This window comes from Epilithonimonas mollis (assembly GCF_900142325.1).
In the GTDB taxonomy this organism is placed as follows: domain Bacteria; phylum Bacteroidota; class Bacteroidia; order Flavobacteriales; family Weeksellaceae; genus Epilithonimonas; species Epilithonimonas mollis.
On the sequence record NZ_FRAM01000001.1, the window covers coordinates 602710 to 616348 of the forward strand.

Consider the following 13639-nt stretch of genomic DNA (forward strand, 5'->3'; position numbering starts at 1 on the left):
CAAATTTTGTAATAGTTCTTTATTAAAAAAACCGTCCCTGAAAAATTCAGGGACGGTTTGCTATGATATAGTCATTTCTTTATTGTTCTACCCAAGTGTGGTTTTCCCCGGCTAACTCACCAAGGTATTTTTCCGCATCCATAGCTGCCATACAACCGCTTCCTGCTGCAGTAATCGCTTGTCTGTAATGATGATCCTGAACATCGCCAGCTGCGAAAACGCCTGGAAGATTAGTCCTTGCAGATTTCCCTTCTGTGATGATGTAACCATTTTCATCCAAATCTACTTGTCCTTTGAAAAGATCTGTGTTGGGTTTGTGTCCAATCGCAATAAAAATCCCGTGAACATCAATTGTGGAAATCTCATCTGTCAGGTTATTGACAACTTTTGCTCTTTCCACCAAAAAGTTTTCGCCTTCGATCCCGATTAACTCATGGTTGTATTTAACCTCGATATTTGATGTGGTCAATACCCTGTCCACCATCACTTTTGATGCACGGAAGTGATCCTTTCTTACCAGTAAAGTTACTTTATTACATATCTTAGAAAGGTAAGTTGCCTCTTCCGCAGCTGTATCTCCTGCTCCTACCACAATCACGTCCTTTCCTCTGTAGAAAAATCCATCACAAGTCGCACATGCGGAAACACCGCCACCCGCATATTTTTTCTCATCAGCCAGACCCAGATACTTTGCAGCAGCACCTGTAGAGATAATCACACTTTTTGCAAGAATCTCCCGGGAACCCGTGCTAAGTTTATGAATCCCTCCTCTTTCCTTGGCCAATTCTACTTTTGAAATCATTTCATAATGAACCTTGGTTTCGAATCGCTCTGCCTGTTTTTGAAGCTGAAGCATCATTTCCGGTCCTGTAATGCCGTCAGGATAACCCGGGAAATTCTCTACTTCCGTTGTAGTGGTTAATTGTCCGCCAGGTTCCAGCCCGGTAAAAAGTTCGGGTTTCAGATTTGCTCTTGCTGCGTATATTGCGGCTGTAAAACCGGCTGGTCCAGATCCTACAATAACACAGTCTAAGATATTATTTTCCATTTTTATGATTGAATTATTTTACTCTTGAGATATTATTTCGTTTTTGATTTTTCAAAAAATTGGCATTTTCAAATATAATTCTTTGTACCAAAAAGCGATTACAAATTTCGGAAATTAATTATTCAGAACCTATCTAAACTGTCGATGTGACTTATATGGATGATAAATAATTAATCTTTTTGAAAACCACCCATCAAAAATTTCTTTGAAATTTTCGACACCCCTCCACTGAGGGGAATATTTAAACTGTCACTTTTAGTTCATCCACTTTTATGATTTTATAAACCATTTCTTTATAGATTTCTTCATCTTCCATCTGTCTCACACCCAGTCCTTTAGATTTCAAATCCATTTCACGAAGAATGGAAATCACCCTGGTAGCGTGCTTTAAAGGATAAAATCTGGCCGCTTCCGAATAATCTTTGATAGCATAAGGATTAACGCCCATTGTCGAGGCAATCGTCTGGGGAGATTGACCTGATAAAGTATGATAAATAATGATATTTGAAAAGAAATTATAAAGTGCGCCAAAAGCCATTTGTACGGGATTTGACTTCTTGTTCTTTCCCATATAATAAGCAATGCTAAAAGCTTTCGCCTGATCTTTTGTGGCCAGGGCTTTCTGAAGTTCAAAAATATTGAAATCTTTGCTGATTCCCACATGCTCCTCTATGATTTTGCCGTCCAGTACTGCATCATCTTTAAGAACGATTTTCAGTTTACTCAGTTCATTGGCGATCCGGGAAAGATCATTTCCCAAATATTCTGCTAAAAGATGACTGATATTGGGTGCGGATTTGATTCCCATGACAGACATTTCTCCCTGAATCCAAGTTGGAAGCTGATAATCTTTCATCTTCTCGCTTGTGAAAAGCATTCCGGATTTTGCCAGAGTTTTGGCTATTTTTTTTCTGGCATCCAGTTTCTTGTGCTTATGTGCAATCACTAAAATGGTAGACGGAACAGGGTTTTCCAGATAAGTTTCCAAAGCTTTAGATTCCTCATCATTCAGTTTCATATCCTGTGCTTCTTTCACGATAATGAGCTGCCTGTCTCCCATCATCGGATATTGTCTGGCTAAGGAAAGAACCTCGAGATAACCTGTATCGCGACCATAAGCAATGGTTTGGTTGAAAGCTTTTTCATCCTCTTCCAAAACGTCCTGCTCGAAGTGTTTGACAGCCAAATCAATATAGAAAGCTTCATCGCCCTGAAAAAAATAAACCGGTAAGAGTTCTTTATTTTTAATATTTTTGAGGATAATATCTATTTCTTTCATTTTAAAATATGCAGGTTCCGAAGCTCAATTTTGATAGCGTGTTCAATTTTCAGATCAAACAAGACAAAGATACATTTTTTATCTATGATCTGGTACGGAAAATCTGGCTCGTACTCACACCGGAAGAATGGGTAAGACAGCATTGGCTGCATTATTACAGGTTCGTTAAGAAGAAAAACCTGTCTTCATTAATTATTGAAAAAAAATTGGAACTGAACGGAACAACAAAGCGCATCGACCTCCTCATTACAGAAAAAACAAAACCAAAAATACTGGTTGAATGTAAAGCTCCGAATATTGCTTTAAAAGAAATACATTTTGAACAAATTGCACGTTACAATAGTTTAATTGGCGCAGAACAAATCATCATCAGTAATGGTTTGCATCATATTTTTGCAGATTATAAAGATGGGAGCTATCAGTTTTTAAATATGAAAGTTTAAAATTAATTTTCTAAAAAGTTCCGCCAATTCCTATTACCAATCTGCCACCATCAGAAGATCGAAAATAAGACAGATTTGCAGATACAGCATCAACGGCATTCACCCAGAATCCACCGCCATAGGAATTGTGCCATTTATTCGATGCTTCACCCGGATTCCAAACCCTGCCCAAATCAAAACCTCCAAAAAAACCGTAACTCAGTGGCAAAACTGAGTTTTTGATTTTGCCTACCTCATAACGCAGATCTGATGACTGATAAAAAGAATTCTTGCCATAAAAACGGTTAAACCGGAAACCTCTCAGGTCTTTATTTCCTCCCAAAGTTGCCATCTGGTAAAACTCATAGCCATCTCCCAGCAACCATTTTGCCTTGACATAAGAAGACCATACAAGTTTCTGATTATGAGTCAGATAATGTAAAAAACCAAGTCCTGTTTCTATAGAAGCATAGTTCCTATCCGTATTTTGAAGATTCATATTATAAACTGTTCTGATATCGAATTTCATGCCTATCCCCGGGTTCGCTTTGTTGTCATAATTTTCATAACTGAAAGATACATCTGCACTTCCAAATTGCTTTGAACTGAACACATCATCATTGACAACACCTGGTATGGACACATAACGGTTGGCAGTCCTGTCAATTTTGAGAATTTCATAATTCAGTTTTGCCGAAAATGTTGACGCATTTTTATTCCAGTTGATAGACGGAGAAAAAGCAAATTCCCTGGCTCTGACGTTGTTAAAATTATCACCAATTTCCTCTTTCGTATTAATGGTTTCATTCCCGACTCCGAAGAAATTCCGGATGTAATGTGAACTTGTGATTCTGGTGTCCAAACCATAAAACCAGCCTCTGCTGAGCAACGGAAATTCAGCCTTGTAAGCCAGTTCATATCCTTTGGTTCCTGTAAAATAATTGGCAGTGAAGTGATGTCTCTGCAAAAATGGATTTTTGATAAAATCATTAACCGTATAAACGGCATTGCCGCCGATTGCAATATCGTCATCAGGATTGAAACCGAAATTCATAAAAGTGGTAAATACATTATATTTTGCATTCCTGTAATTGTATTGATTAACATCATAATCGTCCGTCAGTTTTAAGGTTGCATTCCCTGAATTTTCAAAATTATTTTTTTTGCTTTTATAATCATAAACAGTTATTTTTCTGGAATCTGAAATTGTATATTTATCATTATCAAGACCACCTAAAAGCTTAACACTGATTGTTGATCTCTCATTTCCTTCCACTACAAATTCATCCTCATCAGCCAAGCCGTAAAGAAGAATTTCTTTTGTAATCAATCCCGTATATAATTTGGAAGACTGTAATTCTTCACCCGATTTTTTTAATCTGATAACCTTGATTTCGGTTTCATTATTGGGTAATCTGGTGACGACAAATTTGTCTTTTTTATCAGTTCCCGTGAGCATCACTTTCTCCTGAAGGAATTTGAAATATACAGATGCATACATTTGAAGATCACTTTTTCTGGTCAGCAATTTCTGAATTAGATCTTCGGAAACTTTGTCCTGGACTTCTTTTGGAAGATTTCTGAATGCTTCTCGAATATCATTTTCTGTCAACTGGTTCTGAATAAACGCCGCAACATCCAGCCAGTCTTTCTGAACAGAATTCTTGGCAAAAACCAAGTCCAGCGGATAAGGTTCTCGGTTGAACCATTTGACACTTTCTATCTGATTATCAAAAGTCTGCATATGTTTCAGCTCCGGAAACTCCATCAGAATCCCGGTGATGAAACCGTCATATTTTGCAAAAGCCTGATCTCTGTCTTTTGGAATCGGGCTGTAGATTACATTCCCGTTTTGCTTCTTGGATTCGAATTTCCATTGGTCATGATGCCTGTCCCAGTCGCCAATCAGCATATCAAATAACCTTGCCTTTATCCAGGCTTTTTCATCCACTTTGTATTTTTCGTCTTTGGCAAGATTTAGGATTACTTCATCTGTTCCGATAACCTTATTTGGATTTTCCTCGGTTTCCATTGGCCGGTCTTCGAGATAATACATTTCGTCACCAAAATTTTCATTAAAGTTTTTCAGCGTTTTTTGTTTCGGAATATAAAAAAGTTGGGGTGTTGTGTGACGAATTCCCAGTTTATCAGCCATTCCGCCTACTGCCAAAGGCATGTACGGATGCGAAGTCGTATAGAAATCGAGCAAAAATTTATCCGCATAACTTCCTGAAAAATCATCAATAACATATTGATTTTTGAACGCAACAGATTGCAAAAAACGAACGCCGCTTTTTTTCAAAGCACGGATCACATATTCGTTTCCGGATTTGGTTTCCAGACGAAGCGATTTGGTTTGATGCCCGCCTCCTGCTCTATCGGTTTTCACGCCTCCGAAAAGCGTATCGAGCTCCAGATTTTTAACTTTGATTTTTCTGGAATAATAGTCGCGGTAATGTTTTCCCCAAAGAAATTCATACAATTTGCTTTTTTTCGTCATTGCAGCATCGTAAACTGAAGCTTCTGAATAGTCCGGGAATTTGTTTGGATATTCTCCTGAAGTTTTCTGTTCATTTTTCAGAACTGTTTTTCTGAATAACAACTCCGGTTTTTTGGGATCAAGATTATAAAAACTTACTTCTGCATTTCCCGATTTTGAAATTCTAAGTTCTGCATAACCATTTTTCCCGAAAGAAAAATCATCAGGTCCAACAGCCTTGGCAGATTCGGTTTTTGAACCGGCGCCGCTGATGATCTGTCTGATGTCTGACTGTTGTATGTATTGCAGATTATGATCATGACCAGAAACGACAACCACATTTTTCCTGCCGCCAATCAGCGTTTTGATCCTGTCAGCCATGGTTTTGTAATTCTGATTGCTAATGTCCTGATGTGTGATTCCGCCGGTTGCTCTCATAAGATTGATTCCGGTTCCGATGACCGGCAAAGGAATCTTCCGTTCCAGAGGAAAAATCTGCTTTTCCAAAGAATAATATCCGCCGTGTGAACCATGCGTGATGAGCGGATGATGTGTGGCTACAACAATTGTTCTATTCTGATTTTTATTCAGTTGATCTTCGAATTCTGTATAAAAGTCCTCTCTGGTTTTGATATCACATTTCTCATTGATTGCGGGATTTTTGTTCCAGTCAGCTAAAACCCATTCGGTATCAACCATTATCAGCGTCAGCCTTTTATTGACTTTTCTCGTTTCAATGGCACAGCCATTTTTCGGAGCGAATGCTGCATTATCACCAAGCTTTTCAGTGACGTAATCTTCCTCACGTTTCAGTCCTTTGATTCCGTTGCTGTACCAATCGTGATTGCCCGGGATGAAAATAGTTTTTCCGCGGAACTGGCCGAATAATGAGAATTGGTTATCCATCTTTTTTTCTGCCAAACCTCTGTTTTTGTTTTCTTTTTCCGGCATCCCGACAGGATAGATGTTATCACCAAGAAACAAAAGCGTGCTGTTTTGAGAAGCTTTTGAAAGGGAATCTTTCAGGATGTTCATATTTTGAAAAGCAACTTCATGATCCAGGTTGCCGGCATCGCCGACCAGGTAGAATGTATGGATAATACTATCTTTCATGATTGAATTCTTATCAAAATGCCTGACACTTTTTCCGTAATCAGCATTCTGAACTGCACAGGAAACAGCCGTAAGCGACATTATAATTAGAAGATAAATAGAATATAATGATTTCATACTGGTTTTTGATTAAAGCCGTTTCGTTTCTTAAATTTTCTAATTTAATATCAATTTTGAAATTACCTAGAAAGTCAATGATTATTTATTAAAAATTTAAAAATACTGAAACTCTAACAATATTTAACAAAATTAAAATTTATAAGCTATAAATACTTTCTTAAATTTGTTTCAAATTGCTTTTATGGATATTTTAAAAATCTCAGAAGATTATGTCAAAAATTTGTTCAAAGATAGATTATCTTCTGATTATACTTATCACAATCTTGATCATACAATTCAGGTTGTTGACAGAATAAAAATCCTTGTAAAAGAAGAAAACATTGCTCCGGAAGACACGGAAAACCTGATTCTGGCTGGCTGGTTTCACGATTTGGGTTACATCAGTGACTGCCAAAATCATGAAGAAGAAAGTAAAAAAGAAATTCAGGATTTCCTTAGACAGAACCACTTCAGTGAGGAAAGGATCAGGAAAATCGGAGACCTGATATTGGCAACGGATAAGTTTTATAAGCCCCAAAACCATCTGGAAGAAATTATTAAAGATGCCGATCTGTATCATCTGGCTTCCGAAGATTATTTCCGGATTTGCGAGAATCTGAGACAGGAAATCAAGGAAGTTCATCATCAGAAATTCAGCAAGCTCAAATGGGCAGAACTGAATGTGAGTTTTTTTTCAAAGCACCAGTTCTATACTCAGTATGCTAAAAAGCACTGGCAGCCCGAAAAAGAAAAAAACCTTGAAAGAATCCTGAAATCCATCAAAGAATTAAAACAGGAAAAATCTGAAAAAAATGCGCAGAATAAAGACAAAGTCCTTCTCAACAAGAAAAAACTGGAAAAGCTGGAATCCCCGGAAAGAGGCATTGAAACGATGTTCCGTGTGACGCTGAACAATCACACAAAACTGAGCCAAATCGCTGACAGCAAAGCGAATATCCTTCTTTCTGTAAATGCAATCATTATCTCGATTGCGCTATCTTCACTGATTCCGAAGCTTGATGCTCCCAGCAACTCACACCTGATCATACCGACTTTTGTAATGGTCATGTTCAGCGTGATTTGTATTATTCTGGCGATAATGTCGACAAGGCCAAAGGTTTCCAGCGGAACGTTTACCAGAAAGGAAATAGAGGAAAAAAAAGTGAACCTGTTATTCTTTGGGAACTTCTATAAAATGCCTCTGGAAGAATATCTTTGGGCCATGAAGGAAATGATGACGGACAGGCAATATCTTTACGATACAATGATCAAAGATCTTTATTATCTCGGTGTAGTTCTGAACAGAAAATATAAACTTCTGAGGCTGACTTACACGGTTTTCACTGTCGGGATTATTGTTTCTGTAGTAGCATTTGTCCTAGCTTTCAGGAGTGTAACAACATAAAAATGTCCCATTTAAATGAATAAAACAATTAAAACAGGAATGAATAGAACGATTTTATTATCAATCAGCATTTTAATACTCTCAATCTTTTCAATATATTTTGAACAATCTGGAAAAATGGATTTGGATATCAAAAAACTGATTCGTCAGGTAATTCGATTCTTTCTTACAATTGGATTGCTTTATTGTGTTTATATCGGAAAAAACTGGGCTCGCATTTTAATGTTAATTTTACTTGGTTTTTCGACAATAATTTCCATTGGGGGAATTTTATTTATAAACAAGGATCTTATAATAAAGACACCTATTTTTGCTATGTTGATTATTTATTCCTTAGCTATTTATCACTTTGCTTTTTCAAAAAAATTTCAAGCTTTCAGCAATTATCAAAAACAGATCTGAAACTCAAATAGATCTTATAAAAAAATCAATAATCTAAAATACTAAATTCAATTAATACATAAAACTATGAGTTCACTACAACAAACATTTAATGATATATTCAAAAAAGAAAATAACATCCCCGAAGAATACAAAGTTCCGGTCATACATCAGCGGGAATATCTTCTGAATGGCGAATTAGTTCCATGGAATGGTGATGTTCAGGAAATTTATTCGCCGGTCTGTATTCCTACAGAAAACGGGTTGGAAAGAAAACTGCTCGGCAGCGTTCCAAGTATCGGCCCGAAAGAAGCTATGGATGTTCTGGATGCATGCGTAAAAGCTTATGACAACGGACTTGGAGAATGGCCCACGATGTCTGTTGAAAACCGTATCAAATGTATGCAGAAGTTTGTTTACCTGATGATCAAAGAGCGTGACCTCATCATCAGACTTTTGATGTGGGAAATCGGGAAAACGTTGCCGGATTCTACAAAAGAATTTGACAGAACGGTAGATTATATCAACCAGACAATCGATGCACTTAAAGATCTGGACAGAGAATCTTCCCGATTCCAGCAGGCTGAAGGAACTATTGCCCAAGTTAGAAGAGCACCGCTGGGTGTGGTATTGAGTATGGGTCCTTTCAACTATCCTCTGAATGAGATTTTTACCACTTTGATTCCGGCATTGATAATGGGGAATACAATTTTGTTCAAGTTACCAAAACATGGTGTTCTTGCGCATTATCCTTTATTGAAAGCATTCCAGCAAGCCTTTCCGAAAGGAACTGTAAATACACTTTATGGAAAAGGATCAGAAATCATTACACCAATTATGGAAAGCGGAAAAGTCAACGTCTTGGCTTTCATCGGATCCAGCAAAGTGGCGAATGGACTGAAGAAGCTACATCCGAAAGTTAACCGTCTGAGAGCGATTCTCAGTCTTGATGCAAAGAATGCGGCCATCGTCACCAAAAATGCCAATCTGGATGTTGCTGTCAGCGAATGTATTCTGGGGTCGCTTTCATTCAACGGACAGAGATGCACCGCTCTGAAACTGATATTCGTACAACAAGATGTTGCAGAGGAATTTACAAAAAAACTGACTGCTGCTGTTTCTGCTATGAAAGGCGGCCTGCCTTGGGAAAAAGATGTGAAGATCACACCACTTCCTGAATTAAATAAACCAAATTATCTGAAAGAATGTCTCGATGATGCATTATCAAAAGGTGCAAAAATCCTGAACGAAAATGGGGGCTATAATGAAGAATCTTTCTTTTTCCCTGCAGTTGTGTATCCTGTAAACAGCGATATGAAGCTATATCATGAAGAGCAGTTCGGACCAGTAATTCCAGTTGTCCCTTTTGAAACCATAGAAGAACCTATTGATTATCAAGTAAATGCCGATCACGGTATGCAGGTTAGCATTTTCAGTGAGGATGCTTTGGAAGTTTCTAAGCTCATTGATCCTTTCGTAAATCTTGTCAGCCGGGTGAATATCAATTGCCAGGCACAGAGAGGTCCTGATGTGTTTCCTTTCACAGGAAGAAAAGACAGTGCAGAAGGAACTTTATCTGTTTTTGACGCATTGAGATCGTTCTCAATCCGCTCTCTTGTAGCGGCGAAAATCACCGATTCCAACAAAGAATTGCTGAATACGATTGTAAGAGATCACGATTCTAATTTCCTCAGTACGGATTATATTTTTTAGTAACATAAATATACGAAAAGAGACTTTCCAGTCTGTAAATAAAGTCCGCAATTCATTATTGCGGATTTTTTCATTAATAAAAATCAACCTGTTTTTCGGACAAAGTTTTAGCTATCCAAATAAAAACTAAAAGATTAAATTCTAAAATATTCCCAAAATTCCTGAATCGGATTTCAGTATTGCTTTTTTTGCAGTATTTTTGAAGTCTAAATTTCTGAATTGAAAAAATTAGATAAATATATCATCAAGACTTTTTTCGGGCCGTTTCTCTTCATTTTCAGTGTATTATTCTTCATTTTCATTGTGAATATAATCTGGACACAGATGTCACAGCTGACGGGAAAAGGTCTGAGTTACTGGGAAATCACGAAATTCCTTTTCTACCTGGGGATCAGCGTTATAAGCATGGTTTTACCGCTTACGATCCTGTTGTCTTCGATTATGACGTTCGGAGATTTCGGTGAGCGTTATGAGCTTGCAGCGATGAAGGCTGCAGGTATCTCTCTTGTCCGTGTCATGATGCCACTTTTTGTCACGGTCAGCCTTCTTTCCGTAGCGCTTTTCTTTTTTTCGAACAATATTATTCCCGACTTTCAGCGGAAGGCAAAGAATATGATGTTTAACATCATCTCATCCAAACCTGCGATCAACTTTACGCCGGGGGTTTTCATCGATCAGATTTCGGGTTACTCTGTCAAATTTGATAAAATATATGGGGAAAAAGGGGAAAAACTGGAAGGTGTTTTTCTTCATAAAAATGCAAGTTCCTATGACGATCAGCAAACCATAATCGCTAAAAGCGGAAAGTTCGCACCGGCTGTAGACCGGAATTATCTCAAGCTGATTCTTTATGATGGTTATGTTTTTACCGATGATATCTCCAATAAAAATTACAACGAACGCCTGAAGCAACCCAATCAGTCTGTGAGATTTGACAGCCTAGTAAACCATTTTGACATCAGCGAACTGATTAATAATGCCATCGAAAAAGAAAAGATCACGGATGATTACCGTTTTCAGAATTATGGAGAAGTTCAGCAAACTTTGGAAAAAAACAGAAAAGCGAACGTGGTCACACTCAACTCCATCGCTTCACCAATCATCTCTCAGACCAACAGCTATGTGGAATATATTGACAAGATCAAGACTAAGGATAAAATCACCCAGCCTTACAAAATCGACACTTTAAAAAATGAAAAAAAACTGGATGTCCTCTGGAATGCCTATAACAAAATCGAATCTCTGAAAACAGGCATAGATTCTAATGAAACAGGAATAAGAGATACTATAAAACAATATAACAAAATCGTGATCTACCAGCAGAGAATCATTTCATATTCCTTCACCTGCATCATTTTCTTTCTGATCGGAGCCAGCCTCGGATCTATTATCCGTAAAGGCGGAATGGGATTGCCTGTGGTGATCGCCATTATCATTTTCATCATTTTCTACGTCCTGAATCTCTCTGTAGAAAACCTGTCCTGGAAAGGAGCTCTCAATCCTTATCTTGCCACCTGGATTCCGAATATTGTTCTGTTTCCGTTCAGCGTCTGGTTGACTTACAAGGCACTGACAGACTCACAATTATTCGATATCGAAAAATACAAAGCGCTTTTCAAACCTTTTATTGAAAGATTTTCCAAACCAAAAGAACATCAGCGTTATCAGTAAAATAAAACCTCTGAGAATGACTTTTCAGAGGTTTTTTATCTTTATTCAGAAAAATATCAGACGCTTATCGGCAAAGGGTGTTTTTTGACCTCACAACGCAGATTGCTTAAGATACATTCTGTAAAGTAATTCTGTGCATCCAAAGCTTTTGTGAGAGGATGCAGCTCTATCTTATCAGAAAGGACAACCTCCCCACGATAGGAAATACTGTAATAGGCAAAAATCTCGTGTCCTGATTCCGGAACAGGTGTTGCGTAACCAGTGGTGGCAATAGACCAGTCTGATCCAAATTTTTCAGCCACATTCAGAGCCATGATTTCCGTAACAGTCTGCGAAACGCAGTTTACTGCTTTTGCTTCCTCTGCATCGATGTCAAGAAGCTTTACTTTTTCTTCCAAGGTATAAGCGGTCAATCCTCTAAAGAAAAACTGAGATGCTTCCGGCATCTGCGAGAAAGCCAGCTGCACAAACCCCGATGTGACACTTTCTGCTATAGAAATGGTTTCATTCCTGTCCAGCAGATAGTAACTGATTTTTTCTAATAATATTTTTGGGAATTGCATAAGATTTTGTTTAGGTATTTTAATTTTCTATTTCAGTCCAGTAATCTGACCCTAACAAAAGTTCTGCCAGTATTATGCTAAATCAAAACATTAACATATTTTTCGAGATATTGAAAATCTTCTTTCTTTTTAATATCAAGATGAAACATCACCTGCAAAGGATCTTTGACTCCAATACTTTCCAGAGCATCAAAACTTGCTATAGAAGCATAGATTTTAGTGATTTTCAGATTATCCAGTATCACAAACAACAGAAATATGTTATGGCTGATTTCTTTAGCGTAAACACAGGCTCCTTTTTCAAATTTTTTTCCGGTGTTTACAATTTTTACAAAACGTTCGTACCTGAGAGAATTCTGTAGTTTTTCACAGTTCATAGTATAATTTTAGAGTTGGACGATGCTCAGAAATTATGTTCTGATCAAGATATGGGTTTAAAATTTAACCAAATCTACATCGTATGGCTTTTAAAATTTTATGACTGGAATCATATACCATCAATACAATATTTTTCGGTTTTTGATCCTAAGAATTTTTTTCTTTTCCATTGTTTTAAGTGTTCTGATAGTTGTTTCCACGCAAAGTCCTGTCAAATTTGCCATCTGCTGTCTGGTTAAAGGAATTTGATAGCAAAACTTCTCCTCTACCTCATGGGAATTTTTGAGGTAATCCATCAGGATTTTCAGTTTTGAAGCCGGGCTCTTAGAACAAAGATTCATTGTCATTACCTGTTTGAAATACAGACTTTCGGAGATAAATTTGTTGATATCTATCCAGACATCCGGATATTTTTCCAGCAGCCGGAAGAATTTTGGCTTCGACAACTTTATAATACTACACAATCTTGTTGCGATAGCATTAACAGGATATTTTTTATCCATAAAAAGAAGAGATTCTCCAATACTTTGTCCCTTTTCAAGAATATTCTGGAGAATCTCTTTTCCTTCCTCGCTGTAATTATTAAGCTTTACCTCGCCATCGATAATCTGGTAATAGTAACCTGGGACATCACCTTCTGAAAAGATAATTTCGGAAACATTGTAAGTATCAACTTCCGCTCCCATTGCCCGTAAAATGCTTTCTTTTATAATCATAATAAAGTGTCTAAATTTTCTTATGATTTTAGAATTCTTCCACAAATTGTGAAACCAGGAGAAAATATGTAATTTAACGTCTAGGTCTGATGTAACTCCAGCATATTAACGTCTCTGGACAGAGTCGATACGTGTTGTTGCAGTATCGTTTCTCATAGCGCTTGTATCTGGAGTGGCCAAACCATTTGTTGTGGTGCTATCCTGATTCATTGTGCTGGAATCAATACCACTATTCTGATAACTTGTGTCTTTTTTCGAACAACTTAATCCCAGAAATGCAATTCCGAGAAGGGTAAACATAAAATTTTTCATAACAATTATTTTTTTTAGATTTTAATATGAACCACCAATAATCATTCCATAAAACATAAT

General features: G+C 37.3%; 12 protein-coding genes. 5 read left to right on the forward strand and 7 right to left on the reverse strand.

The features are described from left to right. Positions 1–79: 79 nt before the first annotated feature. Complete coding sequence (gene trxB / locus BUA97_RS02695) at positions 80–1048, reverse strand: thioredoxin-disulfide reductase (protein ID WP_072996314.1); 969 nt, start codon at positions 1046–1048, stop codon at positions 80–82. 241 nt (positions 1049–1289) lie between these two features. Beyond that, positions 1290–2327 carry a DNA polymerase III subunit delta gene (gene holA / locus BUA97_RS02700; protein WP_072996315.1) on the reverse strand — a complete coding sequence of 346 codons (1038 nt, stop codon included), beginning with the start codon at positions 2325–2327 and terminating at the stop codon, positions 1290–1292. A gap of 8 nt (positions 2328–2335) precedes the next feature. On the opposite strand from holA, the gene BUA97_RS02705 reads away from it, so the two are divergent. Next, on the forward strand, positions 2336–2770 hold the full coding sequence (locus BUA97_RS02705; protein ID WP_072996316.1) for a type I restriction enzyme HsdR N-terminal domain-containing protein: 435 nt from the start codon (positions 2336–2338) through the stop codon (positions 2768–2770). A gap of 10 nt (positions 2771–2780) precedes the next feature. Here the strand turns inward: BUA97_RS02705 and BUA97_RS02710 are convergent, their stop codons facing one another. Continuing rightward, positions 2781–6458, reverse strand: coding sequence for a metallophosphoesterase (locus tag BUA97_RS02710; protein WP_072996317.1), 3678 nt, complete (start codon positions 6456–6458; stop codon positions 2781–2783). Between the two features lie 184 nt (positions 6459–6642). On the opposite strand from BUA97_RS02710, the gene BUA97_RS02715 reads away from it, so the two are divergent. From BUA97_RS02715 to BUA97_RS02730, 4 genes are all read left to right on the forward strand, one after another. Next, positions 6643–7845 (forward strand): Pycsar system effector family protein, encoded by a 1203-nt coding sequence (locus BUA97_RS02715; protein ID WP_072996318.1) that lies wholly within the window; start codon positions 6643–6645, stop codon positions 7843–7845. 15 nt (positions 7846–7860) lie between these two features. Next, positions 7861–8247: a hypothetical protein gene (locus tag BUA97_RS02720; RefSeq protein ID WP_139258203.1), complete on the forward strand. Its 387-nt coding sequence runs from the start codon at positions 7861–7863 to the stop codon at positions 8245–8247. A gap of 66 nt (positions 8248–8313) precedes the next feature. Then, positions 8314–9939: an NADP-dependent glyceraldehyde-3-phosphate dehydrogenase gene (locus BUA97_RS02725; protein ID WP_072996320.1), complete on the forward strand. Its 1626-nt coding sequence runs from the start codon at positions 8314–8316 to the stop codon at positions 9937–9939. Between the two features lie 219 nt (positions 9940–10158). Beyond that, positions 10159–11610, forward strand: coding sequence for an LptF/LptG family permease (locus BUA97_RS02730; RefSeq protein WP_072996321.1), 1452 nt, complete (start codon positions 10159–10161; stop codon positions 11608–11610). Between the two features lie 56 nt (positions 11611–11666). On the opposite strand, the gene BUA97_RS02735 is transcribed toward BUA97_RS02730, so the two are convergent. The 4 genes from BUA97_RS02735 to BUA97_RS02750 all read right to left on the reverse strand — a co-directional run bounded on the left by BUA97_RS02735 (position 11667) and on the right by BUA97_RS02750 (position 13567). Then, positions 11667–12173, reverse strand: coding sequence for a CinA family protein (locus BUA97_RS02735; protein ID WP_072996322.1), 507 nt, complete (start codon positions 12171–12173; stop codon positions 11667–11669). A gap of 77 nt (positions 12174–12250) precedes the next feature. After that, entirely contained in the window at positions 12251–12550 is a 300-nt protein-coding gene (locus tag BUA97_RS02740) for a hypothetical protein (protein WP_072996323.1), read from the reverse strand. 120 nt (positions 12551–12670) lie between these two features. Continuing rightward, positions 12671–13267 carry a Crp/Fnr family transcriptional regulator gene (locus BUA97_RS02745; protein ID WP_084081237.1) on the reverse strand — a complete coding sequence of 199 codons (597 nt, stop codon included), beginning with the start codon at positions 13265–13267 and terminating at the stop codon, positions 12671–12673. A 105-nt stretch (positions 13268–13372) separates the two neighbouring features. Beyond that, positions 13373–13567 (reverse strand): hypothetical protein, encoded by a 195-nt coding sequence (locus BUA97_RS02750; protein ID WP_139258205.1) that lies wholly within the window; start codon positions 13565–13567, stop codon positions 13373–13375. Between the last annotated feature and the right edge of the window lie 72 nt (positions 13568–13639).